20 protein-coding genes are annotated in these 24,658 nt (G+C 66.0%); 10 read left to right on the forward strand and 10 right to left on the reverse strand.

The features are described 5' to 3' along the window. The first annotated feature begins 69 nt into the window (after positions 1-69). Complete coding sequence (locus IOC61_RS02620; protein ID WP_195687331.1) at positions 70-507, forward strand: HIT family protein; 438 nt, start codon at positions 70-72, stop codon at positions 505-507. Between the two features lie 10 nt (positions 508-517). Here the strand turns inward: IOC61_RS02620 and IOC61_RS02625 are convergent, their stop codons facing one another. Both IOC61_RS02625 and IOC61_RS02630 read right to left on the reverse strand, forming a co-directional pair. Next, entirely contained in the window at positions 518-883 is a 366-nt protein-coding gene (locus IOC61_RS02625; RefSeq protein WP_195687332.1) for a hypothetical protein, read from the reverse strand. After that, the gene (locus IOC61_RS02630) at positions 880-1,419 is read right to left on the reverse strand and encodes a hypothetical protein (RefSeq protein WP_195687333.1); all 540 of its coding nucleotides are present in this window, start codon (positions 1,417-1,419) and stop codon (positions 880-882) included. The genes IOC61_RS02625 and IOC61_RS02630 overlap by 4 nt, the downstream gene beginning before the upstream one ends. Positions 1,420-1,660: 241 nt before the next feature. Between IOC61_RS02630 and IOC61_RS02635 the strand changes: the two genes are divergently transcribed. Next, positions 1,661-2,134, forward strand: a complete 474-nt coding sequence (locus IOC61_RS02635) for a Dps family protein (protein ID WP_195687334.1) — start codon at positions 1,661-1,663, stop codon at positions 2,132-2,134. Positions 2,135-2,238: 104 nt separating this feature from the next. Here the strand turns inward: IOC61_RS02635 and IOC61_RS02640 are convergent, their stop codons facing one another. Further along, the gene (locus IOC61_RS02640) at positions 2,239-3,699 is read right to left on the reverse strand and encodes an aminoacyl-histidine dipeptidase (protein ID WP_195687335.1); all 1,461 of its coding nucleotides are present in this window, start codon (positions 3,697-3,699) and stop codon (positions 2,239-2,241) included. Between the two features lie 34 nt (positions 3,700-3,733). Continuing rightward, positions 3,734-5,917 carry a tRNA(Met) cytidine acetyltransferase TmcA gene (locus IOC61_RS02645; RefSeq protein WP_195687336.1) on the reverse strand — a complete coding sequence of 728 codons (2,184 nt, stop codon included), beginning with the start codon at positions 5,915-5,917 and terminating at the stop codon, positions 3,734-3,736. 364 nt (positions 5,918-6,281) lie between these two features. On the opposite strand from IOC61_RS02645, the gene dctP reads away from it, so the two are divergent. The 4 genes from dctP to IOC61_RS02665 all read left to right on the forward strand — a co-directional run bounded on the left by dctP (position 6,282) and on the right by IOC61_RS02665 (position 11,154). Next, the gene (gene dctP / locus IOC61_RS02650) at positions 6,282-7,391 is read left to right on the forward strand and encodes a TRAP transporter substrate-binding protein DctP (RefSeq protein ID WP_195687337.1); all 1,110 of its coding nucleotides are present in this window, start codon (positions 6,282-6,284) and stop codon (positions 7,389-7,391) included. Positions 7,392-7,482: 91 nt separating this feature from the next. Beyond that, positions 7,483-7,986, forward strand: a complete 504-nt coding sequence (locus IOC61_RS02655; protein ID WP_132044611.1) for a TRAP transporter small permease subunit — start codon at positions 7,483-7,485, stop codon at positions 7,984-7,986. Beyond that, positions 7,983-9,311 (forward strand): TRAP transporter large permease, encoded by a 1,329-nt coding sequence (locus tag IOC61_RS02660; RefSeq protein WP_161423968.1) that lies wholly within the window; start codon positions 7,983-7,985, stop codon positions 9,309-9,311. The genes IOC61_RS02655 and IOC61_RS02660 overlap by 4 nt, the downstream gene beginning before the upstream one ends. Before the next feature lie 157 nt (positions 9,312-9,468). Beyond that, the gene (locus tag IOC61_RS02665) at positions 9,469-11,154 is read left to right on the forward strand and encodes an ABC transporter permease (RefSeq protein WP_195687338.1); all 1,686 of its coding nucleotides are present in this window, start codon (positions 9,469-9,471) and stop codon (positions 11,152-11,154) included. Here the strand turns inward: IOC61_RS02665 and IOC61_RS02670 are convergent. Continuing rightward, the gene (locus IOC61_RS02670) at positions 11,068-12,255 is read right to left on the reverse strand and encodes an ABC transporter ATP-binding protein (protein ID WP_229332880.1); all 1,188 of its coding nucleotides are present in this window, start codon (positions 12,253-12,255) and stop codon (positions 11,068-11,070) included. The two genes, IOC61_RS02665 and IOC61_RS02670, sit on opposite strands and share 87 nt — an antisense overlap. Before the next feature lie 244 nt (positions 12,256-12,499). On the opposite strand from IOC61_RS02670, the gene IOC61_RS02675 reads away from it, so the two are divergent. Next, positions 12,500-13,528, forward strand: a complete 1,029-nt coding sequence (locus tag IOC61_RS02675) for a Fe(3+) ABC transporter substrate-binding protein (RefSeq protein ID WP_195687358.1) — start codon at positions 12,500-12,502, stop codon at positions 13,526-13,528. Between the two features lie 134 nt (positions 13,529-13,662). On the opposite strand, the gene polA is transcribed toward IOC61_RS02675, so the two are convergent. Further along, a complete protein-coding gene (polA, locus tag IOC61_RS02680; RefSeq protein ID WP_195687339.1) occupies positions 13,663-16,425 on the reverse strand; it encodes a DNA polymerase I in 2,763 nt (920 codons plus the stop codon). A 153-nt stretch (positions 16,426-16,578) separates the two neighbouring features. Between polA and IOC61_RS02685 the strand changes: the two genes are divergently transcribed. From IOC61_RS02685 to speA, 3 genes are all read left to right on the forward strand, one after another. After that, a complete protein-coding gene (locus tag IOC61_RS02685) occupies positions 16,579-16,872 on the forward strand; it encodes a DUF2782 domain-containing protein (protein WP_195687340.1) in 294 nt (97 codons plus the stop codon). Between the two features lie 144 nt (positions 16,873-17,016). Next, positions 17,017-17,976, forward strand: coding sequence for a homoserine kinase (locus IOC61_RS02690; protein ID WP_195687341.1), 960 nt, complete (start codon positions 17,017-17,019; stop codon positions 17,974-17,976). Positions 17,977-17,984: 8 nt separating this feature from the next. Beyond that, entirely contained in the window at positions 17,985-19,895 is a 1,911-nt protein-coding gene (speA, locus tag IOC61_RS02695; RefSeq protein WP_409228551.1) for a biosynthetic arginine decarboxylase, read from the forward strand. A gap of 104 nt (positions 19,896-19,999) precedes the next feature. Here speA and IOC61_RS02700 read toward each other — a convergent pair whose 3' ends face one another. The 4 genes from IOC61_RS02700 to IOC61_RS02715 form a co-directional block, all read right to left on the reverse strand. Continuing rightward, positions 20,000-20,662, reverse strand: a complete 663-nt coding sequence (locus tag IOC61_RS02700; protein ID WP_195687343.1) for a fumarylacetoacetate hydrolase family protein — start codon at positions 20,660-20,662, stop codon at positions 20,000-20,002. Between the two features lie 173 nt (positions 20,663-20,835). Next, positions 20,836-21,837 (reverse strand): ectoine hydroxylase, encoded by a 1,002-nt coding sequence (gene thpD / locus IOC61_RS02705; RefSeq protein ID WP_195687344.1) that lies wholly within the window; start codon positions 21,835-21,837, stop codon positions 20,836-20,838. A 186-nt stretch (positions 21,838-22,023) separates the two neighbouring features. Beyond that, positions 22,024-23,511, reverse strand: coding sequence for an MFS transporter (locus tag IOC61_RS02710; RefSeq protein ID WP_311432321.1), 1,488 nt, complete (start codon positions 23,509-23,511; stop codon positions 22,024-22,026). Positions 23,512-23,608: 97 nt separating this feature from the next. Then, entirely contained in the window at positions 23,609-24,613 is a 1,005-nt protein-coding gene (locus IOC61_RS02715; RefSeq protein ID WP_195687345.1) for a GlxA family transcriptional regulator, read from the reverse strand. Between the last annotated feature and the right edge of the window lie 45 nt (positions 24,614-24,658).

The raw sequence follows: 24,658 nt of genomic DNA on the forward strand, positions 1-24,658 counted from the left end.
ACTCCCCACGGTTCTGTGGCATGATGCCGGACAGCCGATACCACTCGCTGACTACCCCGGAGAGCCCTGATGGATCATTTCGAGCCAGACCCCCGCCTGGTGGAGGACAGCTACCCGATCACCGAGCTGCCGCTATGCCAGCTGCGGCTGATGAACGATAGCCGTTTTCCCTGGTTGCTGCTGATTCCGCGGCGGCATGGCATCAGCGAGCTCTTCGAGCTGGACGAGGCCGAGCAGCGGCAGCTGTGGCACGAGACAAGCCGCATCGGCCAGGCCTTCAAGGCACTGATGGGGGCCGACAAGCTCAATGTGGCAAGCCTCGGCAACGTGGTGGCGCAGCTGCATGTGCATCTGGTGCTGCGCCGCACGGACGATGACCTCTGGCCGGGACCGGTCTGGGGGCAGGGGGAGGCGACACCCTACGACCTCGACACCCTGGCCGCCATGCGAGACCGGGTGCTGGCCATGCTCGAGGGGCTCGACCTGCAACCCGAGGCTGAACGCTAGCCTCCGGAGGCTAGCGTTCAGCCTCGCACTCCGCGAGGCGCAGGGCGATATCGGACGCAAGCCGCTCCAGGGTAGTGCGCGGCATGGGGCGCCCGCCGCGGAGGGCCGTCAAGGCAAGGCGGCCATCGGTGCCAGGCGACTCGACTGCCACCAGCACCCGGTAGCCCGGCCAGCGCGAGAACACCGCCACCAGGCGTCCCAGCGACGCATCGGCATGGCGCACCACATAACCGCGCGACATCAGTGCCTCGGCGGTGACCTCCAGGGCACAGGGGGAGGCCTGTGAGGAGAGCATCACCGGCGGCACCGATGATGGAGGGGTCGCACAGCCGGTCAGCAGCCCTACCACCAGTATCATGCCAGCCAGACGAGTCATGGCTCACCTCCGGCATCCATGGCCCGGCGCAGGCCGCCACAGAACGCCCCGGTGCTGGCGCTGCGCGACTCCGCGAGCTCACCTCGCCAGTCGATGACCTGAAGATCGCGACTGACCCGCACCTCCCCGTCACTGACCAGCAACGAGACACGCTCCAGCTCGGTGGCATCGCGGGTCAGGCTGCCCACTCCACCGAAACCGATCATCACTCCACCACCGAAACCACCACGACCACCGCCGAGGCCGATACCGCCGAACACACCGCGACGCCCCCAGTCGCCATGGCGGTCGCCGTAGCCGGGCAGGATGCGGGTACGCTCTGCGCTTACCAGTGCCGGAGCGCTCGCGGTATGACGGATTAGAAAGCCGTCATCCTCCAGGGCAACCACCGCCCGCCGCAGCGTCTCGGTGACCGGCACACCCGCGCCCGACCAGAGACAGGCCGCCGCGGGGGACGGCTCCGCCACCGGCAGGGTGGCAGGAACGGACTGGCAGCCGGCCAGCACCAGCAGGACAAGCAACGGCCAGGGACGCATGGTCTCTCTCCCGAGGTTGGACGACTTCAGTGTAGGCAGGAGGCCGTGACGAGGGAATATTGCAAGACGGCGGCACCCGACCCCGACGTTCGACGCGTCTGGATGACGCAGCCCCCTTGAAGTCGGCTCCCTCCGCCAAGATGTCATTCATCATGGCTATGATGCTCATGGTCAGGATTCACTGTCCGCCAGCGGGCGATACATGGATCATGTAACCCAACACCACCAAGGAGGCATTCGCATGAGCGATACCAACCGCATCGGCCTGCACGAGGCCAGCGCCAGCCAGCTCGCCGAGAAACTCAACGAGCTGCTGGCCAACTACCAGGTCTTCTACATGAACGTGCGCGGCTACCACTGGAACGTGAAGGGGCCGCAGTTCTTCCAGCTCCACGAGAAGTTCGAGGAGCTCTATACCGACCTGCTGACCAAGGTCGATGAGGTCGCCGAGCGCGTGCTTACCCTGGGCCACCAGCCGCTGCATGCCTACAGCGATTATGTGGAGGTCTCGCGCATCACCGAGGACAAGAACGTCTCGGACGGCAAGGCCTGCGTCGAGGGCGTGCTGGCGGGCTACCAGGTACTAATCGAGCTGCAGCGCGAGATTCTCTCCCTGGCCTCGGATGCCGACGACGAGGGCACCGCCGCCCAGGCCGGCGACTATATCCGCGAGCAGGAGAAGACCGTGTGGATGCTGGCCAGCTACCTGGCCTGATTCAGGACCCGACCCGATCAGGCATCACGGGTCATGTCACAATAACGCCGGGCCTTGGGCCCGGCGTTATTGTGTCCGACGACTTCGCTCAGACCCCATGAATGTCAGCGCGTCAGATCCTCCACCAGGGCGCGCAGCAGCGTCCAGAACTCCTCCACCGAGGCGACCTCGACGCGCTCATCCGGCGAATGAGCACCGCGAATCAGCGGACCGAAGGAGATCATCTCAAGCGCCGGGTACTTGCCGCCCAGAATGCCGCACTCGAGCCCGGCATGGATGACCTTGACCGCCGGCTCGCTGCCCAGCTGCTCGCGGTGCACACGCTGAAAGCGCGTCAGCAGCTCGCTGTCTCGCTGGGGAGTCCACCCCGGATAGCCATTCTCGAGACGCACCTTGGCACCGGTCAGCTCGAACACGGCACGCAGCCGATCGGCCAGGTCCTGGGCCGCGCTGTCGTGCAGCGAGCGCACCAGGGCACCGAGATGGAACCGCCCCGCCGCGAGGCTCACGACCCCCAGGTTGTTGGAGGTCTCCACCACGCCCGGCACCTCCTGACTCATGCGCTCGACGCCACAGGGCGCGGCATGAATGGCGGCCAGCAGTAGATGTGTCGCCTGACCGGTGAGCGGCTCATCGGCGGGCACCTCGACCGGCTCGAGGGTCAACGTCAGTGCATCATCGACACCGGCAAACTCCTTGCGCAGGATGGCCTGCAGGGTCGCCACCTCAGCCCTGGCGGCCTCGAGCTCCTCCTCGGGCAGCGCCAGGGTCGCAAAGGCCTCGCGAGGCAGCGCATTGCGCAGGGTACCCCCCTGGTAGCTTGCCAGCCTGACATCGAGGCGCTCCAGGACACGCATCACCCGCACCAGCAGTCGATTGGCGTTACCCCGCCCCTTGTCGATATCGATCCCGGAGTGACCGCCGCGCAGCCCGGTCAGCGACAGGCGAAGCGTCACCTCATCGTCGGCCAGCGCCGCGGTGGGCAGCTGCGCCTCCACCACCACATCGGTGCCTCCGGCGCAGCCGATAAACACCTCGCCACGATCCTCGGAGTCGAGGTTGAGCAGGTAATGTCCTTGCAGCCACCCTTCGGCGAGGTTGAGCGCCCCGCCCATGCCGGACTCCTCCTCCAGGGTAAAGATCGCTTCCAGCGGGCCGTGGATGAGGTCGTCATCCTCGAGGATGGCCAGGGCGGCAGCCACGCCGAGGCCGTTATCGGCACCCAGGGTGGTATTGCGGGCCCGCAGCCAGCCGTCATCGTCGAGGTAGGTCTCGATGGGGTCGCGGGTAAAGTCGTGGGGGTGGTCGCTGTTGGCCTGGGGGACCATATCCAGGTGACCCTGGAAGATCACGCCGGGAGCCTGCTCATGACCGGGAGAGGCCGGCTTGCGAATCAGCAGGTTGCCGAAGGCATCACGCTCATGCGCCAGCCCCTGTGCGTCGGCCCAGGCTTCGAGGCGTGCCGCCAGGGCGGCCTCATGGCCGGAGGGGCGCGGAGTCTCGCAAAGGGTGCGGAAATGGCGCCAGAGCGGCTGTGGCGAGAGCCGATCGAGATGTTCGTTCATGATGATCCCTTCCTGAGTAACCGACCTACCTTACTCAGCCCGTTGCTGAAGGGGAAGAGATGGACAGCAGCATGGCCGTCGCCTGGCGCAGGCGGGCGGTGGCCTGCCGCCGGCCCGATACACCGAGATACCGGGGCAGAGCCTCACCACTCAGCCCCTGAAATCCCCAGGCCACCAGCAGCAGAAGTTCGGGATCGGCGAGGGGGATGCCGCGGGCCAGGGCATGACGAACCAGGGCCTGCAGCGCGGGCCGGGCCAGCGCCGGCTCGCGATGACCGGCGGCGACATCCTCGGCATCGCGGCGGTCGTCGTCTGCGAGGTTCGCCCCACCGCCCTCCGCCAGCAGGGCGGCGGCCACTGACGGCGCCAGATCACGCAGCTCGAAGGCCAGCAGGCCGGGCAGGGCTCGCTGAAAGCGCGCGGCGAGCGAGGTCAGCAGCGCCTCACCGCGCTTGCTGGTGGCCCGGGCCACCATCAGGGCGTGCTCACCCGTGGCGGTCTCACGGGTCAGCCCGAGGCGCAGTGCGTGAAACCCCTGCTCCCGCCAGAAGGCCATCAGCGCCGATTCGGCGCCGAAGCTCGCCCCCAGCAGATCGCAGCCATCACGACGCGCTCGCTCAAGCTCCGCCTCGATCAGCCGTCTTCCCAGCCCCTCGCGACGACGCCGGGGTGATACCGCAATGCGTACCACCCGACGCAGATGCCCGGTAAGGGCCTCCCGGGAACCGGCATGGGCGGCCAGGGACTGGGCCATGAGGTGGCCACGAGGACGCCGCTCGCCACGGGCGACCCGCTCGGCCAGGTCCGCCTCGAAGCCCCCTTCATCCGCGCTCATCACCACCCCGAGCGGCACATCACCGGCCGTCACTCTGCCAACGGTGAGGCCCGGGCCATCCAGCAGCAGTCGTAGATCGCTGGGCGTGGTGCGGTAGTGGGCCTGCACCAGCAGGCCGAACAGGCCCCGCAGGCCACTCTCGTCACTGGCCAGTGTATCCCGCGACAGTTGCCACACCTCACCGGCCGGCCGAGAGGATGGCTCGGGCGGGTCGGCATCCAGCATCAGCAGGCGATGGATCAGCGGCTCGAGGGGGTCATCATTCGCCCAGCGGATCGGCTCGGCCAGATGCAGCCCTCGCCACTCCGGGGTGGTGCGTTCGAGACGCTCGCGGAAACGCAGGGCAAAACCGCGACCGGAGCCCTCGTAGCCGTGCACCGTGGTGGCAAAGGCGATCCGTGGGAAGGCGTCGAGCCACTCGCCGAGCAGCCCGGCGGGAATCGCCGCCGCCTCATCCACCACCAGCAACCGGCCGGCACCGCCGGCCTCGCCCTGCCGGGCCAGCTCGGCGAGGGCATCCGGGGCCACGAAGCGAACTTCACCCTGGTCGGTAGCGAAGAGATGCCCGCGTCGCTCACCCTGGGGGCAGAGCGCCGCAAGGCGCTCGAAGAGGCTCTCCACCGCCGCCGGGCGCGGTGCGGTCACCAGCACCTCCTGCTCTCCCGTGGCCAGCCAGCGGGCGCAGGCGATGCCCAGGGCCGCACTCTTGCCGCGCCCACGGTCGGCGGTGATCACCAACGGACGACGGCGACGCAACCGCGCCAGGCGAGCCACCGCCTGGGCCTGGTCGCCGGTCAGGCAGTCTCCATCGGTCACCGGCCGCTCGGCAGGCGCCTTACGGATGGGAAGCCCGGGTAAACGAGGCGTTTCACCGGCCCGCCAGCGAATCACCTGGTCGGCGTCACTCAGCAGACGCGCCAACCGGGCCAGGTAGCGGCTGCTCAGCGCCTCGGGTCGCCAGGGGTGTTCGGCCAGCCGCGCATAGTCGGCATCGGGTCGGCTGCCCCACTCCTCCGGGGTCATCAGCACCAGCAGGCCACCCGCCTTCAGGGTGCCGGCCAAGGCCGCCACGGCGTCAGGGTCGAAGCCCGCCCCATCGGAGACGGCGTCGATCACCAGTAGATCATGCTCACCCCCCAGGCGAGCCCGGGCACGGGCAGGTGCCAGCCAGTGCGCCGCATCGACCCGCGGTGGTAACGCCGGCGCCACCCAGAGCGGGCAGTGCCAGGCGCCGGCTCGCCATAGCTCGTCGGCCGCATCACAGCACGCCTGGGGAGCCCCCTGCAGCCACGCCAGGCCCCGCCAGCGACGGCGGGCGAGCCGTGAGACATGAACCAGCAGCGCCCGAGTCGACAGGCCATGCGCCTCCTCTCTCCCGCTCATTGTCACTCCCCCGGTTTCGCCGCTTCACCTAGCACTTTGGTCTTACATCGGTGCAGTTTTCAACGCTAGTTACCGATCAACATGCTACGTTGACGTTAACGTAAACATTTATTAAATACCTGATAGTATTGAATTATCAAACAGTAACTTAACGTATCGCGGTCACGGTGGCGCTGTCTGCCCCCCGCCCACGGGGGGCGACAGCGTCGCAGGACCATGATCGTTCTGTACGCCAATAGGGTGTTAGTTTGAAGCCTAGTTGCGGATTCACCAATGCATTCCGATGCCGGCGGCCGCAACCCAGCCTTATCCGGTTGGCGCCACAAGGGCGCCACCCTCTGTCCAGCCCCGTAGGGAGAACAATATGAAGACACTGCGCAGCTTCACGCTCACCGGCCTGGCCGCCGGCGTGGCCCTGGCCGCCCTGAGCACCACCGCCCAGGCCAAGGAAACGTGGACCATGACCACCACCTGGCCGGACAACCTGGACCTGATCCAGATGGACCGCCACTGGGTCGAGCTGGTCAACAAGCTGGCCGGCGATGAACTCACCATCAACTTCCGTGCCGGTGGCACCCTGATGCCGGGCAGCGAGGTGTTCGATGCCACCCAGACCGGCGCCATCCAGGCCGCCGCCGACTGGCCGGGCTACTGGGCGGGCCTGAGCCCGGCCTTCTCGCCGCTGGCCACCACCACCAGCCTGTTCAACGGCGTGGACTACCTCAACTGGATCAACCAGTGGGGCGGCTTCGAGCTGTACCAGGAGGTCTACGGCGAGTATGACATGGTCTACCTGCCCTACGGCATCACCAACAACGAGTCCGGCTTCATGGGCGGCACCCCCATCGAGAGCATCGCCGACCTGGAAGGCAAGCGTCTGCGCCTCTCCGGCCGCGACCAGGGCCGCGTGCTGGAGAAGCTCGGCGGCTCCCAGGTCACCCTGGCCGGCGGCGAGGTCTACCAGGCCATCGAGCGCGGCGTGATCGACGCCGGCGAGTTCTCCACCCCGGGGGTCGACTACAAGGCCGGCTTCGGCGAGGTGGCCGACTACTGGTCCACCCCGGGCTGGCACCAGTCCGCCAGCGTCTTCGGTGTGATGATCAACAAGGAGGCGTGGGACGCCCTCTCCGAGGAGACCCAGGAGAAGCTGAAGATCGCCGCCGAAGCCACCATGACCTGGTCACTGGCCTGGTCCGAGCGGCAGTCCACCGAGGCGACGGTCAAGTTCAAGGACGAGGGCATGACCATCAATCAGCTGCCCGAAGAGGACCTGGCGCGTATCCAGGATGTCACCAACGAGGTGATCCTGCAGGGCGCCTGCGAGGATCCGATGCATGCCAAGGTCTACCACTCCATGGTCAGCTACCTGGATCATTACGCCAACTGGCGTGACGTGACCGTGCCCTTCAACATGAGCCGTAGCATGGACAACCTGCCGTCCCTCGAGGAGCTCGAGAGCTGCATGAACCAGTAAGCGGACCGGGCCGGGCCCTACGGGGCTCGGCCCTATCCGGTCGCTTTACCTCCTGTGTTCGCTTGATTAGCCCGACTCCGAGAGCCTCACCATGAACACCATTGCCAGGGCCATCGATGCCCTCAACGAGGGGTTCGGACGCCTGATCGCCCCACTCCTTGCCGTGATCACGCTGATCGTGATCTATGATATTGCCGCACGCTTCTTTATCGGCCGCCCCAGCGACTGGGCCTTCGATGTCACCAAGATGCTGTTCGGCGCCCATTTCATGCTGATGGCCGCCTACGGCCTGCGCCATCACGCCCACGTCGAGGTCGACGTGCTCAAGCGTCTGCTCACCCGCCGCAAGCAGGCCGCCCTCGAACTGCTCGGCTACCTGCTCTTCTTCGTGCCCTTCATCTGGATGCTGCTTACCTTCGGCTGGGCCTTCTTCGAGCGCTCCTTCAGCCGCGGAGAAACCACCTACGGCATGATGTCCATCCCGGTCTACCCGGTGAAGGGGGTGATCGTCGTGGCCGCCCTGCTCCTGCTGCTGCAGGCCATCGCCATCGTGATCCGCGCCTGCGGTGAACTGCGCAAGGAGGGTGCCGCATGAGCCCCGAGATGCTCACTCTCTTCATGTTCAGCGGCCTGCTGATCGGGCTGTTCATGGGCCACCCGCTGGCCTTCGTGCTCGGCGGCGTCGCCGTGCTCGGCGCCTGGCTCGGTCCCGGCGCCAATACGCTGGGCATCCTGATCAACAACATCTATGGCAACTCCATGGACAACTATGTCCTGGTCGCCATTCCCCTGTTCGTGCTGATGGCGCGTTTCCTGAACGACTCCGGCGTCACCGAGAAGATGTTCGACACCATGCGCCTGCTGCTCGCCAACCTGCGTGGCGGCCTGGCCCTGACCGTGGTCATCGTCTCGGTACTGCTGGCCGCCACCACTGGCATCGTCGGCGCCTCCATCGCGGTGATGGGCATGATCGCCCTGGTCCCGATGCTCAAGTACTCCTACAACAAGGAGCTTAGCGCCGGCGTCATCATGGCCAGCGGCTGCCTGGGCATCCTGATTCCCCCCAGCATCATGCTGATCCTGATGGCCAGCTACTCGCCGGTCTCGGTGGGTGCGCTGTTCGCCGGTGCCCTGGTACCGGGGGTGATGCTCGGCACCATGTATGCGCTCTATGTGCTGGTGATCTGTTTCGTCAAGCCGCACTACGGGCCAGCCGTTCCCGCCGAGGAGCGCGCCGAGACCTCGACCGGCCAGCTGCTGATCATGCTCGGCAAGTATGTGCTGCCGCCCATGTCGCTGATTCTCGGCGTGCTGGGCTCGCTGTTCCTGGGGATCGCCACGGCCACCGAGGCCTCGGCCATCGGCGTGGCCATCGCCTTTCTGCTGTTCCTGATCTTCGGTGATCGCAAGGCATCGACCTGCTATCGCACCCTGATCGAGGCCAGCAAGACCACCACCATGGTGATGCTGGTGGTGGTGGGGGCGACCGCCTTCACCGGGGTGTTCTCCATCGGTGGCGGCATGGACGTCATCCATAACGTGGTGACGGCGATGCCCGGCGGCACCATCGGGGCCCTGATCCTGATGCTGTTCCTGGTGTTCCTGCTGGGCATGTTCCTGGACTGGACCGGCATCGTGCTGCTCAGCTTCCCGATCATGCTGCCCATCGTCGACAGCATGGGCGTCGATATGCTGTGGTTCGTGGTGATGGTGGCCGTGGTGCTGCAGACCTCCTTCCTGACCCCGCCGTTCGGCTATGCACTCTTCTATCTGAAGGGGGTGGCGCCGCCCGGGGTGGAGATCGTCGATCTCTACAAGGCGGTCATTCCCTTCGTGGCCCTGATCGTGCTGGCCTGTGTGCTGATGGCCTTCTTCCCGGCCCTTATCACCGGTCTGCCATCGATGCTGCTCGGCTACTGACCCGTGAAAGCGTAACGACGCCCGCCGTCAGCCGACGGCGGGCGTCGTCGTTTGACGGTGGTCAACCGATGCTGGCTGCAGCAGACAAGCGCAACTGATACTATTTGCCGGCGTCAATGTCTCGCATTTACCATCTTGCGCCCGCAAGGAGCCTCCCTTGTCTCGACCTGCCAGCGGCGACCTGCCCACTCTCTCACGCCGACTGATCCCCTCATTCACTCCATGGACCGCCCTGCTGCTCGGGGTCGCGCTGGTCGTGGCTCTGCCGGTGCTGGCGGTACTGGCGCATATCCTGGTGCCCACCGGTGGCGTCTGGCAGCACCTGGCCAGCACGGTGCTGCCCCGCTACCTGGCCAACACCCTGTTCCTGGTCATCACGGTGGGCATCGGCACCCTGGTGATCGGTACCGGTACCGCCTGGCTGGTGGTGATGTGTCGCTTCCCGGGGCGACGACTGTTCGAGTGGGCGCTGCTGCTGCCGCTGGCCGTGCCGACCTATGTGATCGCCTACGCCTATACCGACTTCCTGCAGTTCTCGGGCCCCCTCCAGGGGTGGCTGCGCGACCTGTTCGGGTGGGGCTTCGGGGACTACTGGTTCCCCGAGGTGCGCTCGCTGGGCGGGGCGGCAACGCTGATCAGCCTGGTGCTCTACCCCTACGTTTACATGCTCGCACGCGCCTCCTTCATGGAGCAGTCGGTGTGCATGCTGGATGTGGGTCGCACCTTGGGCCGCGGCCCCTGGCAGCTGTTCTGGAGCGTGGCGATTCCTCTCTCGCGCCCGGCACTGGTGGGCGGCGTATCACTGGCCCTGATGGAAACGCTGAACGAGTTCGGCGCGGTACAGTACTTCGGCGTGGACACCTTCACCACCGGCATCTACCGCACCTGGTTTGGCCTCGGCGAGCAGGCCGCCGCCGCCCAGCTCGCCGCCTGCCTGCTGACCTTCGTGATCGCTCTGGTGCTGCTGGAGCGCTGGTCGCGGGGCAAGCGGCGCTACTTCCACACCTCCAGCCGCTATCAACAGCTGCCGGAGTTCCACCTCGGCGGCTGGGCCTCGGCAGGCGCCTTCCTGGCCTGCCTGCTGCCGATCCTGGGCGGCTTCCTGATCCCCAGCGGCATCCTCGCCGAGCTGGCTATCCAGCAGGGTGACTCGCTCTTCGGCAAGAGCTTTATCGGCTATGCCCGCAACAGTCTGCTGCTGGCCTCGATCGCTGCGCTGGTGGCGGTCACCCTGGCGGTAGTGCTCAGCTACGGGGTGCGCCTCAACAATACTCGACTGACCCGAACCGCCACGCGTATCTCGGCCATGGGCTATGCGATCCCGGGGTCGGTGGTCGCGGTAGGCATCCTGATCCCCTTCGCCTGGCTGGACAACACCCTCAATACCTGGCTGCTGTCGCGCGGTGGCGAGGTGATCGGACTGATCTTCAGCGGTTCGGCGTTTATCCTGATCTACGCCTACGTGGTGCGCTTCCTGGCGGTTTCGTTCAACGCCGTGGAAGCCAGCCTGGGCAAGGTGACGCCGAGCATGGATGCCGCCTCTCGCACCCTGGGCCAGACCGCCACCGGCACACTGAAGCGGGTGCACACCCCGATCATGCGCGGCAGCCTGCTGGCGGCCTGCATCCTGGTCTTCGTGGATGTGATGAAGGAGCTACCGGCGACCATCATCCTGCGCCCCTTCAACTTCGATACCCTGGCGGTACGCGCTCACAACCTGGCGGCAGACGAGCGTCTCGCCGAGGCCTCGACGGCCTCACTGGCCATCGTGGTGGTAGGCATAGTCCCGGTGATCCTGCTCAGCCTCGCCATGCGCCGCTCGCGCCCCGGCGGCGGAAAGTGACGAGGAGCGCAAGGGAAAGACAAATACCTGGGAGGGGTCCAGCCGCAGTGTCACGGGCTGGCCCTCGGCGGGCAGGAAGACCCCTGGCACCCGCGCATGGATATGGGCTTCATCGCCGTCGGAGTCGTGGGCACAGATATGCAGCAGGCTGCTGCGCCCCAGCAACTTGGCCATGACGATATGGCTGTGGCTGTGCGCTTCGGCCGGCACATCCAGCCTCGCCACCTGCAACGCCTCCGGTCGCACCAGCACGCGTACCTCACTGCCCTCGGCCAGCCAGCCGGCATCCACGATGCCCACCGGTGTCAGCACCTTGCCGTCGCGAACCACCCCGGAGAGTTCGTTCACCTCACCGAAGAAGGTCACCACGAAGGGGTCGCTGGGGTTGCAGTAGAGCTCGCGTGGCGTACCGACCTGAACGATATGGCCATCACGCATCAGGGCGATGCGGTCGGCCATGAACATCGCCTCTTCCGGGTCGTGAGTCACCAGCAGGGTGGCGGCCCCGACCTCCTTGAGCACGTGCAGGGTGTCATCGCGAATCTGGTCACGCAGCCGCGCATCGAGGCTGGAGAAGGGCTCGTCGAGCAGCATCAGGTGCGGCTCCGGCGCCAGCGCACGAGCCAGTGCCACGCGCTGCTGCTGGCCCCCGGAGAGCATGTGGGGATAGCCCTCGGCCCGGGCGCCCATCCCCAGCTGCTCGAGCAGCCTCAGGGCACGCCGACGGCGCTCGCCTGCCGACAGATGCTTGAGCCCGAAGGTCACGTTTTCCAGCACGGAAAGGTGGGGAAAGAGCGCGGAGTCCTGAAAGGCCAGGCCGACGCTGCGCTTCTCGGGGGGGAGGTGACGCCCGCCAGGGCGGGCTACCTCATCGCCCTCCAGGACCACGCGACCGTGCTGTAGCTTCTCGAGGCCCGCGGCGATACGCAGCAGGGTGGTCTTGCCACAGCCCGAAGGGCCCAGCAGGCAGACCACCTCACCCGGCCGTATGTCCAGATCGATGCCCTTCACCACCTCGTGCTTGCCGAAGGCGTGGTGAATGCCCTGCATGGAGAGTACCGGAGCGGAAATGGCGTGCGACTGTTGCAGATTCAGGTTCATTGGGGCCCTCGACGTCGTGTCGGTGGAGGTCTCCCCATCATAACCGATCACGAGCGCTAATGCGTTTGAAAGCGACTCGCATTCAACATTTCTCTGCTTCAACGCAAGGAATCGCCGCCCTCCCCCTTGACGCCACCGATGTACGGGGCTTCAATAAGCGGGCCATTAATGCAACGTATTATCATTCCACTATCGCTGCTCTGCCAGAAACCTAGCGGCTCTGCCAGAAAACCAAGAGGTCATGATGATCAAGAACGCTCGTCTCGCCGCCCCCATCGCCGTCGCGCTGGCCGGCTCCGCCTTCGCTACCGCCGTCTCTGCCGACGAGCTGAACATCTACTCGGCACGCCACTACGACTCCGACGAGGCGCTCTACGAGGCCTTCACCGAGGAGACCGGCATCGAAGTGAACCTGCTGGAGGGCGATTCGGATCAGCTGATCGAGCGCATCACCCGCGAGGGCGTGGCCAGCCCCGCCGACGTGATGATCACCGTGGACGCCGGCCGCCTGTGGCGCGCCGAGCAGGAGGATATCTTCCAGAGCGTCGACTCCGAGATGCTGAACGAGCGCCTGCCGGAGGCCATGCGTCACCCCGAGGGGCTGTGGTTCGGCTTCAGTCAGCGCGCCCGCGCCATCTTCTATGACCGCGAGAACTTCGACCCGAGCCAGATCGGCAGCTACGAGGAGCTCGCCGATCCGAAGTTCGAGGGCCAGGTGTGCATCCGTTCCTCGAACAATATCTACAACCAGTCGCTGCTCGCCTCACTGGTCGAGCACCATGGCGCCGAGGGCGCCGAGGAGTGGGCCCAGGGCGTGGTGGCCAACATGGCACGCGACCCCGAGGGTGGCGACACCGACCAGATCAAGGGCGTGGCCAGCGGCGAGTGCTCCCTGGCGGTGGCGAACCACTACTACTATGTGCGCCTGCTGCACTCCGACGACGAGGCGGATCGTGAGGTCGCCCGCCGTGTCGGCGTGATCTTCCCCAACCAGGATGGCCGCGGCACCCATGTCAACGTGGGCGGCGCCGGTGTGGTCGAAGGGGCTCCCAACCGCGAGAACGCCGTGCGCTTCCTCGAGTTCCTGGCCTCCGATACCGCCCAGGAGATCTTCGCCAACGGCAACTACGAGTTCCCGGTGGTCGAGGGCGTGAAGAAGAACCCGGTGCTCGAGTCCTGGGGCGACTTCAAGAAGGATGGCCTCAACATCAGCAAGCTGGGGGAGAACAACCCCGAAGCGATCAAGATCTTCGATCGCGTCGGCTGGCGCTGATCCAGCGCTCGGAGCTGATCCGGTGGTAGGACCTTCTCAACGACCTACCTCCGGGCTCCTCGCTGACACACCGAGTTAAACGGCAAGGCCCGCGGCATCCGCCGCGGGCCTTGCTGCTTGGGTGGGGAGTCGCGTCAGTGCGCCTCGTCCCAGTTCGCGCCACTCCCGGCCTCTACGATCAACGGCACGTCGAGCTCGGCGGCGGCCTGCATGCGTGCCTTCACCTGCTCGCTGAACTCCTCTACCCGCGCCTCGGCCACCTCGAACACCAGTTCGTCATGGACCTGCATCACCATCCAGGCATCCATCTCCCCCTCCTGCAGCCAGGCGGCCACCTCGATCATGGCACGCTTGATGATATCCGCGGCCGTGCCCTGCATGGGAGCATTGATGGCGGTACGCTCGGCGCCCTGACGGCGGGCACGATTCTGGGAACGGATCTCGGGCAGATGGAGGCGCCGACCGAACACCGTCTCGACGAAGCCATCCTCGGCGGCCTGGGCGCGGATGCGCTCCATATAGTTTGCCACCCCGGGGTAGCGGTCGAAGTAGCGGTCGATATAGACCTTCGCCTGGCTCTGTTCGGTATGCAGCTGCCGCGACAGCCCCCAGGCGCTCATGCCGTAGATCAGCCCGAAGTTGATCGCCTTGGCGCTGCGCCGCTGGTCTGCCGTCACCTTGTCGAGGGCCACGCCGAACACCTCGGCGGCGGTGGCGGCATGGATGTCACGCCCCTCGGCAAAGGCCGCCAGCAGTCCCTTGTCCCCCGAGAGGTGGGCCATGATGCGCAGCTCGATCTGGGAGTAGTCGGCGGCGACGATGCGATAGCCGGGCCGGGCGATAAAGGCCTGGCGGATCTTGCGCCCCTCCTCGTTCCGGATCGGGATGTTCTGCAGGTTGGGGTCGCTCGAGGAGAGTCGCCCGGTGGCGGTGACCGCCTGGTGATAGCTGGTATGCAGCCGCCCGGTGGTCTTGTTGACCAGGCGCGGCAGCTTGTCGGTGTAGGTGGACTTCAGCTTGGCCAGGCCGCGGTGCTCCATGATCACCTTGGGCAACGGATAGTCCAGGGCCAGCTCCTCGAGCACCGCCTCGGCGGTGGACGGCGCCCCCTTGGGGGTCTTCTTGAGCACCGGGATCTTCTGCTCCTCGAAGAGGATCTGGCCCAGCTGCTTGGGAGAGCCGAGGTTGAACTCGCGGCCGGCCAGCTCATGGGCACGGGCCTCCAGCTCGTTGATTCTCGCCTCGAGCTCCCGGCTCTGAGCGTGCAGGCGCTGCGGATCCAGGGCCACGCCGGTCAGCTCCATCTGCGACAGCACCGGGATCAGCGGCAGCTCGACCGTCTCGAGCACCTGGCGCAGACGCCCCTGCTGCTCGAGCCGTGGGCGCAGCTCGTGGTGCAGGCGCAGGGTGATATCGACATCCTCACAGGCATAGGGCGCCGCCTGCTCCAGGGCGACCTGGTTGAAGGTGAGCTGCTTGGCCCCCTTGCCGGCGATCTCCTCGAAGGGGGTGGTCTTCTCGCCCAGGTACTTGAGCGCCAGGGAGTCCATGTCATGACGGGTGGCGGTGGAGTCGAGCACATAGGACTCGAGCATGGTGTCCTCGAGCGGTCCGGCCACCCGAATGCCATAACCGGCCAGCACCGAGATATCGTACTTGAGGTTCTGCCCGATCTTGGTTCTGCCGTCATCCTCCAGCAGCGGCTTGAGGGCGGCGAGCACGGCGTCACGATCGAGCTGCCCGGGGGCGTCGAGGTAGTCGTGGGCCAGGGGAATATAGGCGGCCTCCCCCGCCTCCAGCGCCAGCCCGATGCCGACGATCTGTGCCTCCATGTAGTTCAGGCTGGTGGTCTCCAGGTCGAAGCAGAAGGCCTCGGCGCTCTGCAGCCGCTCGAGCCAGGCGTCCAGCTCGGCCTGCTCGACAATGACATGATCCTCACGTGGCGCGCCGCCGGCGGAGCCCTCCTCGGCGACCTCCGGGGTCGTGGTGCCACCGGCGACGTCGTCGACACCCTCGTCCCGGCCCTCCAGCAGCTCGGACAGCCAGGCCTTGAATTCGAAACGGCGATAGAGCTCGAGCAGCGTCTCGCGGTCCGGGTGCGCGAGCTCCAGATCATCGAGCCCCACCGGCAGTTCGCAGTCGGTCTTGATGGTCGCCAGCCGATAGGAGAGGAAGGCCTTGTCGCGGTGCTCCTCGAGCTTCTTAGGCAGGGTCTTGGCGCCACGGAAACCAAGCGCCTTGACCGCGTCCAGGTCGGCATAGATGGCATCGAGCCCGCCCTGCATGCCTTGCAGCAGCCCCAGCGCCGTCTTCTCGCCCACCCCGGGGACACCGGGAATGTTGTCCACCTTGTCCCCCATCAGGGCCAGGAAGTCGATGATCAGCTCCGGGGGCAGGCCGAACTTCTCCTTGACGCCTCCGACGTCCAGGGTCTCGTCCTTCATGGTGTTGACCAGGGTGATATGGGCATTGACCAGCTGGGCCATGTCCTTGTCACCGGTGGAGATCACCGCATCGCGACCCGCCTCGGTGGCCTGGCGGGCCAGGGTGCCGATGACATCATCGGCCTCGACCCCCTCGATGCACAGCAGCGGCAGGCCCAATGCCTTCACGCAGTCGTGCAGCGGCTGGACCTGATCGCGCAGTTCATCCGGCATCGGCGGCCGCTGGGCCTTGTACTCCTCGAACAGCTCATCGCGAAAGGTCTTGCCCGGGGCATCGAAGACCACCGCCATGGGGCTGTTCGGGTAGTCCTTGATCAGCCGCTTGAGCATGTTGAGCACGCCCTTGATCGCCCCGGTGGGCAGGCCTTCTGAGGTGGTCAGCGGCGGCAGGGCGTGGAAGGCGCGGTACAGGTAGGAGGAACCGTCGACGAGAACGATGGGACTATCGGCCATGGAGGCATCCATTGAAGCTGAGCGGAGAGTGATTCTGATCAACCATGATACGCATAGCGCGGCCGTTTTGCCGCGACCGGTGGGCGCGAAGGCGACGACCCCTTACACTGGGGACACACACCATCTCACCGCCCCGGCGGACTGGAGATCATCATGAACACACTTCCCTCGCTTGCCGCCGCGCTGCTGGCCATGGGCCTGTCGCTCGCCGCTGCCGTGCCGGCCCTGGCCCAGCCCAATGACGAACTGGCACCGGACATCACCATCCGTCAGGAAGAGGAGCGCATCATCCGCGAGTACCGGGTCAATGGGGAGCTCTACGCCATCGAGATCCGCCCCTCCAGCGGCCCCTCCTACTATCTGGTCGACCGCGACGGCGACGGCAACTTCGAACGCCAGCAGGGCGATCGCATCGCCGTGCCCGAATGGGTGCTGCAGACCTTCTGAATGATGAAAGCCGCTATCGCCGGCAAAGCGAGAGGCGCCGGGGACAAGCCTCGGGCGGTTCAATCTCCTGACGGCCATGCGAGGCGTGCATCACACTCGCAAGTCGCTACAATAGGCGGCTTGGCATACCCGGGTAAGAGACACATGGCCGTATTCACACCGCTGACCGAGTCCCAGGTCGAGGCCTTCCTGAGCCGCTTCGACGCCGGCTCACTGGTCTCCCTGGAGGGCGTTCCCGCTGGTACCGAGAACAGCACCTTCTTCGTCACCACCGACCAGCGAGAGCTGGTGCTGACCCTGTTCGAGCAGGGTGAGCACGAGGAACTGCCGTTTTTTGTCGAGCTGCTCGATTACCTCGACGAGCATCGCCTGCCGGTGCCCGGCCCCCTGCACGACCGTGAGGGCGTGGCCCTGCATAGCCTGGCCGACAAGCCGGCCCTGCTGTTCCCGAGGCTGCCCGGCAAGCACCCGCTCGAACCGAATCTGGCCCAGTGTCGTGAGCTGGGCAGCGTGCTGGGGCGCCTGCACGCCATCTCGCAGCACTTCACCGGCCATCGCCCCAATCCGCGCGACCTCCACTGGCTGGTGGCCCTGCACCCCAAGGTGCATGGCTACCTCTCCGCCGCCGACCAGACGCTGATGAAGGATGAGGTGGAGACCTATGAAGACATCTTCAGCAGCGGTCCCGAGCTACCCCAGGGGGCACTCCACGGCGACCTGTTCCGCGACAACACCCTGTTCGTTGGTGATCGCCTGGGTGGCATCATCGACTTCTACAACGGCTGCACCGGCGACCTGCTGTTCGACCTGGCCATCGTCATCAATGACTGGGCCTGCGACGCGGACGGCAGCCTGAACGCCGAACGCCATGACGCCATTCTCGCCGCCTATCAGGCGCACCGCCCGCTGACAGCGGCCGAGCGCGATGTCTGGCCGATGATGCTGCGCATGACCGCGCTGCGCTACTGGCTCTCGCGCCTGCTGGTGGTCTATGTGGACCCGCCGGCCCACGACCTGACGCCTCACGATCCCGAACGCTTCCGCACCATTCTCAAGGCGCGCATCGAGCAGCCCACCCTGCCCCTTCCGGAGGCAGGCTCATGAGCCTCTCCATGGCCAGCGCCAGCGGCCCCGCCCGGCGCGCTCGGCGCGTCTGGAATATCGACCAGTGGGGCAGCGGCTACTTCGATGTGGATGATGCCGGCCATGCCCTAGTGCGTCCCCTGGGCAGCGAGACCGAGGGCCCGACCCTGCCGCTGAACGACCTGGTGAGCGAGCTCAAGGCCGCCGGTCTGCGCCTGCCGGTGCTGGTACGCTTTATCGACATCCTCCACGACCGGGTCGAGCAGCTCTGTCACGCCTTCGATACCGCCATGCAGGAGGAGTCCTTCGGCGGCGGCTATACGGCGGTCTACCCGATCAAGGTCAACCAGCAGCGCCGGGTGGTGGAGGAGATCCTCGCCACCCCCGAGCGCGGCCGCGACCGGGTGGGGCTCGAGGCCGGCAGCAAGCCGGAACTGCTCGCCGTGCTGGCGCTCTCCGGCGATGGCCACTCGCTGATCGTCTGCAACGGCTACAAGGACCGCGAGTATGTGCGCCTGGCGCTGATGGGCGAGAAGCTCGGCCATCGCGTCTACCTGGTGGTGGAGAAGCTCTCAGAACTGCCGCTGATCCTCGAGGAAGCCGCGGCGCTCGGCGTCACGCCACGCATCGGACTACGCGCCAGGCTGGCCTCCGTGGGCCGCGGGCGCTGGCAGAATACCGGCGGCGAGAAGTCCAAGTTCGGCCTCACCGCCAGCCAGATTCTCGAGGTGGTGGAGCGGCTGCGCGAGGCCGACGCCCTGGCGAGTCTGCAGCTGGTGCACTTCCACCTGGGCTCGCAGATCGCCAATATCCGTGACATCCAGCGCGGCCTGCGCGAGTGTGCGCGCTTCTACCAGAGCCTGGTGGAGCTGGGCGCTCCGGTGGATACCGTGGACGTGGGCGGCGGCCTGGGCGTCGACTACGAAGGCACCCGCTCGCGCAGCTTCTGCTCGGCCAACTACTCGATGCTCGAGTACGCCCGTAACGTGGTCTATGCCTTCCGCCTGGCCTGCCAGGAGAATGACCTGCCCCAGCCCCACCTGATCAGCGAATCGGGGCGCGCGCTGACCGCCCACCACGCCGTCCTCATCACCAACGTGATCGGCGAGGAACGGGTCAGCGATGCCTCTCCCGAGCGCCGGGTCGAAGGCGACTCCCAGGTCGACGAGCTGTGGCGGGTCCACGACCTGCTCGGCGCTTCCCCCGACCAGCGCGGTCTGGTCGAGGCCTGGCATGACCTTGCCCAGGCCATGGGCGACCTGCATGAGCGCTTCGTCATGGGGCTGACCCATATCACCGCCCGGGCCGAGGGCGAGGCGGTCTACTTCGCGGCCTGCGCCCGGCTGCGCGCACGCCTGGACACGCGCAATCGCGTGCATCGCGAGATCGGTGATGAGCTGGCCGAGAAGCTCGCCGACAAGCTGTTCGTCAACTTCTCGCTGTTCCAGTCGGTACCCGATGTCTGGGGCATCCAGCAGATCTTCCCGGTGATGCCGCTCACCGGACTCGACCAGGAGCCGGTACGCCGGGGGGTCATCCAGGACATTACCTGCGACAGCGACGGCCGCATCGACGGGTACGTGGATGGCCAGGGCGTGGAGACCACCCTGCCGCTGCCGGAGTGGCAGGAGGATGACGAGCGCCTGCTGGGCTTCTTCATGGTGGGCGCCTACCAGGAGATCCTCGGCGACCTGCACAACCTGTTCGGCGACACCGACTCGGTGGATGCCACCCTCAACGAGGACGGCAGCTGGAGCCTGAGCCATATCCAGCAGGGCGATCGGGTGGCCGACGTGCTGAGCTACGTCAACTTCGACGCCGAGGTGCTGCGCCGCCATCTGGCCGAACAGCTAGCCGCCAGCGGCCTGGAAGAGGCCGAGCAGCAGCGTTTCCTCGACGATCTCTCCGAGGGGCTCTCCGGCTATACCTACCTGGAGTAGCTCGCCCCCTTCCATGGACAGAACCAGAGACAGAAAAAGCGCCCTGCCGTTCATATTCACGGCGGGGCGCTTTTCTCTGCACTCTCACAACTGATGGCGTGCCCCTACTCCACCCGAGTGGTGACCTCCAGGCCGCCGGTAAGGGTGAAGCGCAGCTCGGCACCGCTGACCAGCGGGCCTACCCCGGCCGGCGTGCCGGTCAGCACCACATCGCCCGGCTGCAGGGTGAAGTGACGGCTCATATCGGCCAGCAGGGTCGGCACCGGGAAGAGCATATCGGCCCCTTCGCCCTGCTGACGAGGCTCGCCATCGATCTCCAGGGTAAAGGAGAGCGCGCTCCAGTTGGGCACCTGGGAGAGCGGCAGGAAGGATGACAGCGGGCAGGCGCCATCGAAGGCCTTGGCGATCTCCCAGGGGTGTCCCTTCTCCTTGAGCCGCGACTGGACATCGCGCAGGGTCAGGTCGAGGGCCAGCCCGATACCCACCACGGCGCGCTCCGCCTCCCCGGCGGTCACGTGGCTGAGCTCCTCACCGATCAGCAGTGCCAGCTCCGTCTCGTAATGGACCTCACCGTGTGTGTGAGGCGCCGCGATGGGCGACTCCAGCGGCACGGCACTGGTGGCCGGCTTGATGAACAGCAGCGGCTCACTGGGCACCGGGTTGTCGAGCTCCCGGGCATGCTCGGCGTAGTTGCGACCGACGCAGACGATCTTGCCGAGTCGCTCGGCATAGGCCTGGCCATCGATGAAGTGGGGCACAAAGCGCATGGCGCATCTTCTCCTTCTCTGGGTGTGCCGCGAACGCGACAGGCGCACAGTTTAGCGCAGACGGCGGCACACACCACACCGGAGCCGACAGCGCGGCAGTACTATCGCAGACGGCGGCACACACCACACCGGAGCCGGCAGAGCGGCAGTACTATCGCAGATGGCGGCACCGCTCAAGGCTGTTCCGGTGACCACGCCTCGTCGGGCTCATGGGCCAGAAAGCCCGGTCGCCGTCCGGGTGCCGCGAAGGGCGCCACACAGCGGTTGTCGCGGCGGTTGTAGACGAAGAAGGCGTTGCTGCGCGGGTCTGGCGACATATTGGCATTGGAGCCGTGCAGCACGTTGCAGTCGAACAGCAGCAGACCGCCGGCGGCACCGGTGGGCGCCTCGATACCGTGACGCTCGACCAGCCGGGAGAGCGCCTCTCGGCTCGGCACCCCAAGCTCCTGCTGTTTCAGCGACTGCTGGTGGTTGGCGGCCGGCGTCTCCCCGAGACAGGGAATGAACACCCGGTGGGAGCCGGGAATCAGCATCAGCGGGCCATTGAAGTGGTGGTTGTCGGTCAACACGATGGAGGCGCTGACCGCATGCATGGCCGGCATGCCATCCTCGGCGTGCCAGGTCTCGAAATCCGAATGCCAGTTGAAGCCCTTGCCCTCGAAGCCCGGCTTGTAGTTGATGCGCGACTGGTGCACATAGGGCTCTCCGCCGATGATCTGGCGGGCACGGCCCACCAGGCGCTCGTCCTGGGCCAGTCGGGCGAAGCGTTCGGAGAGGAAGTGCATCGCGAACAGCGAGCGAATCTCCTTGCCGGAGGGCTCGGTGATGCTGAAGTCGCGATTGCGGTAGCTGGGGTTCTCCAGCAGCACCGCCAGCTCTCGACGCAGCTCCTCGAGCTCCTCGCCGGCGATAAAGTTGGGTTCGAACAGAAACCCCTTGCGGTCGAACTCGTCGAGCTGCTGCCGGCTCAGGGGACCATCCTCGGCACTGCCCTTCACCACCGCTTCACGGCGGTTCAACCAGGGCATGTCGAAGGGCTCGGCGAGGCGCGTGGGATAGGGGTCATCCCCCGGGCACGGCGCGCTCCTTACGCGGCTCTGGGGGTCCGGTGAATCGACGACATGATGCGGGTTGGCGCTCTCCTGAAGCATGCGCTCGGATGTCTTGACTGACATTCAATCACCTCCTGTGAATCCGTGATCAATTTCAGCAAAACGCGCTGCCACGGCGAAACCGCCATGGCCGACCTCGGAAAGAGGCCGTGTGAGACCACCTTGGGATGACCTCGAGGACTTTCAAGGCCTGCTGGGTGTTAGCGTCAACGAGGTGCTCTCACCGGATGCCTAGCTACGATGGGTGGTCTACCGGGCTCTCGCTCGGTCACGCTGATCCTTGAACGCGACCGCGAGGGCGCCGAACATGACCAGCCCGATCAAGCCAAATCCAATGGATACGGCGATCGACCAGGAGGTCGCGCCAAGCGCCATGAATACCGCCGCCGTGATCACGGCGATTCCGATCGAGGTGCCGATACGCTGGCCGGTCTGCATGATGGCACCGGAGCTTCCCGCATATTGCAGGGGGACTTCTGCCAGGGTCAGCGTCTGGTTCGGACTGATCACGGAGCCCTGCGCCACCCCGATCAGCGATAGCGACAGCACCAACCACCACACGCTGAGATAGCCACCTTGATGCAGCAGGATGACCGCAATACTCGCCGCAAGGCCGGCAATGGCAAAAAACAGCCCGCCAATGACCACCCTGCGGCCGTACCTCATCACCCGGCGACCGGCCCAGCGTGCCGCATAGGCGGAAATGAACGCCGACGGCACACCGACCAGGCCGGCCTCGAGTGCAGACTTGCCGAGGCCCTGCTGCAGATACAGCGCCACCAGCACCCAGATGCTGGTCATGCCCGTGAAATAGAGCGTCATGATGAGCGCACCGTTGGTGAAGCTGTGAGTGGAGAAGATATTCAGATCCACCATGGGGCTACGCCCCAGGCGGGCATAGTAGCGCTCCCAGCGCACCCAGGCCGCGACAAGCATGAGTCCCAGCGGCAGCAGCAGCCAGGTAAGCGCCGAAGCGCGCGCCTCCATAAATGGAAACAGCACGGCGAAGACGGCGAGCCCCAGCAACAGGGAGCCAACGGGGTCCAGCTTGCGGGCCATATACAGGCTGGTGCGCAGGGCACGCTGCGAGGCGCTTGCCGTCCTCCCCGGGACGCGATTGAACAGTGGCTTTGGAAACCAGGCAAAGGCCATGATGAGGGTGGCAATACCGATAGGCACGTTGATCAGAAACGTCAGCCGCCAGCCCAGGTCAGCGCCGCCAAGCATGATCAGCAGGCCTCCAATCACGGGGCCGATGCCTACCGATACCCCCACCGCACTGCCGAAGTAGCCGAATGCCTTGGCACGCTCGGCGCCACGGAAGTACTGCTGAATCATGCCCACCCCCTGGGGGTTCAGCAGCCCTGAGCCGACGCCCTGAACAAAGCGGGCGACGTTGAGCCAGGTGGCATCCGAGGCCAGCCCCGCGGCAATGGACGCCGCCGTGAATACCGCAACGCCGATAATGAAGATGCCGCCACGGCCCATGATGTCGCCGGCGCGGCCGGCCGGCACCAGTACCACGCCGAAGGTCAGCGCATAGCCGGAGAGCACCCACTGCAGGTCGGACTGACTGGCTTCCAGCCCCTGCTGGATGGAAGGCAGTGCGACGTTGACGATGCTGACACTGATCAGTGACATGGCGATCGCGGCCAACAGCACCACCAGAATACGCCAACGCACCGAATCGGGAATGGCCTCGGCGCCTGCCTGCCCTGAATCCATCTGACTCTGCACTGATCACAGCCTCCGTCCCTTGATCACCTGTGATGGCGCTTCAGCCACAATGACACCGTAGCACAGCCGGCGGGCTACGCCCTTGCAGGGTCGGCTTTCATCCCTGCCTGCGCTCTGCCGTCACACTGGGGGCCTCGCCGAACCGGCGACGATAGGCTCGTGTGAAGTGTGCCGGCTGGGTAAAGCCGGTGGCCAGCGCCGCCTCCGTCACCAGGCACTGGCTATCGGTGAGCAGCTGGCGGGCGCGATCCAGGCGCATGCCCAGGTAGCTCTGCTGTGGCGTTTCGCCGAAATGGTGCCGGAACAGGCGTCCCAGCTGACGCTGGGACTGTCCCACCAGCCGACAGAGTTCGGGAATCGACAGCGCCTTGGCGAGATTGGCCTCCATAACCGCCAGGGCACGGACCACCCCACGCGGCAGTTCACCGTAGCGCAACTGGGGTTTCTCCCCCTCCCCACGGGGCCTCTGGTGGATCAGCTGAAGTCCGACAGCATCCGCCAGCGCCGGCCCATAGGCCTGCTCGATCCAGGTCAGCATCATGTCGATACCGGCGGCACCCCCCGACCCGGTGAGGCGCGTGTCATCCATTTCATAGCTGCCCGGACTGACCTCGAGGTCGGGAAATTCTCGGCGGAAGGCCGCGACACTCTCCCAGTGAAGCGCCACCCGATGCCCGGAGAGCACTCCCGCCCGGGCCAGGATAAAGGGGGCCGTGTCCAGGCCGCCCAGCCATCCGCCATGGGCCGCAATGCGCCGCAATATGGCGCGATCCTGGAAGCTGACCGTTGCTTCTGCATCATACGACGACACCACCATCAGCCTCGCCGCATCGTCCAGGGAGGCGATGGTGTCATCCACGTCGATACGCACGCCATTGCTCGCCACGACCGCCTCGCCATCCGACGAGAGCAGCCGCCAGGCAAAGAGGTCGCGGCCAAAGCGATTGGCCACCCGAAGCGGCTCCAGCAGACAGAACAGGGTCAGCATGGAGAAGCGCGGCACCAGCCATACATTGAGCGTGTGCTCGGCCTGCTCCGGGGTCAGCAAGGGAGGGGAGTCGGGGCGCGGGTAGGGCCACAGCTCTTCGACAGCATCCAACATGGCCAACATGGTCAACTTTATGGCCAATTTAATCAAGTCGCATGC

Source organism: Halomonas sp. KAO (assembly GCF_015595025.1).
GTDB lineage: Bacteria > Pseudomonadota > Gammaproteobacteria > Pseudomonadales > Halomonadaceae > Halomonas.

What these genes read in the sequence shown, in the direction of transcription:
- IOC61_RS02620 (WP_195687331.1), top strand. Translation starts at nt 70, where the DNA reads ATGGATCATTTCGAGCCAGACCCCCGCCTGGTGGAGGACAGCTACCCG.
- IOC61_RS02625 (WP_195687332.1), bottom strand. Translation starts at nt 883, where the DNA reads ATGACTCGTCTGGCTGGCATGATACTGGTGGTAGGGCTGCTGACCGGC.
- IOC61_RS02630 (WP_195687333.1), bottom strand. Translation starts at nt 1,419, where the DNA reads ATGCGTCCCTGGCCGTTGCTTGTCCTGCTGGTGCTGGCCGGCTGCCAG.
- IOC61_RS02635 (WP_195687334.1), top strand. Translation starts at nt 1,661, where the DNA reads ATGAGCGATACCAACCGCATCGGCCTGCACGAGGCCAGCGCCAGCCAG.
- IOC61_RS02640 (WP_195687335.1), bottom strand. Translation starts at nt 3,699, where the DNA reads ATGAACGAACATCTCGATCGGCTCTCGCCACAGCCGCTCTGGCGCCAT.
- IOC61_RS02645 (WP_195687336.1), bottom strand. Translation starts at nt 5,917, where the DNA reads ATGAGCGGGAGAGAGGAGGCGCATGGCCTGTCGACTCGGGCGCTGCTG.
- dctP (WP_195687337.1), top strand. Translation starts at nt 6,282, where the DNA reads ATGAAGACACTGCGCAGCTTCACGCTCACCGGCCTGGCCGCCGGCGTG.
- IOC61_RS02655 (WP_132044611.1), top strand. Translation starts at nt 7,483, where the DNA reads ATGAACACCATTGCCAGGGCCATCGATGCCCTCAACGAGGGGTTCGGA.
- IOC61_RS02660 (WP_161423968.1), top strand. Translation starts at nt 7,983, where the DNA reads ATGAGCCCCGAGATGCTCACTCTCTTCATGTTCAGCGGCCTGCTGATC.
- IOC61_RS02670 (WP_229332880.1), bottom strand. Translation starts at nt 12,255, where the DNA reads ATGAACCTGAATCTGCAACAGTCGCACGCCATTTCCGCTCCGGTACTC.
- IOC61_RS02675 (WP_195687358.1), top strand. Translation starts at nt 12,500, where the DNA reads ATGATCAAGAACGCTCGTCTCGCCGCCCCCATCGCCGTCGCGCTGGCC.
- polA (WP_195687339.1), bottom strand. Translation starts at nt 16,425, where the DNA reads ATGGCCGATAGTCCCATCGTTCTCGTCGACGGTTCCTCCTACCTGTAC.
- IOC61_RS02685 (WP_195687340.1), top strand. Translation starts at nt 16,579, where the DNA reads ATGAACACACTTCCCTCGCTTGCCGCCGCGCTGCTGGCCATGGGCCTG.
- IOC61_RS02690 (WP_195687341.1), top strand. Translation starts at nt 17,017, where the DNA reads ATGGCCGTATTCACACCGCTGACCGAGTCCCAGGTCGAGGCCTTCCTG.
- speA (WP_409228551.1), top strand. Translation starts at nt 17,985, where the DNA reads ATGGCCAGCGCCAGCGGCCCCGCCCGGCGCGCTCGGCGCGTCTGGAAT.
- IOC61_RS02700 (WP_195687343.1), bottom strand. Translation starts at nt 20,662, where the DNA reads ATGCGCTTTGTGCCCCACTTCATCGATGGCCAGGCCTATGCCGAGCGA.
- thpD (WP_195687344.1), bottom strand. Translation starts at nt 21,837, where the DNA reads ATGTCAGTCAAGACATCCGAGCGCATGCTTCAGGAGAGCGCCAACCCG.
- IOC61_RS02715 (WP_195687345.1), bottom strand. Translation starts at nt 24,613, where the DNA reads ATGTTGGATGCTGTCGAAGAGCTGTGGCCCTACCCGCGCCCCGACTCC.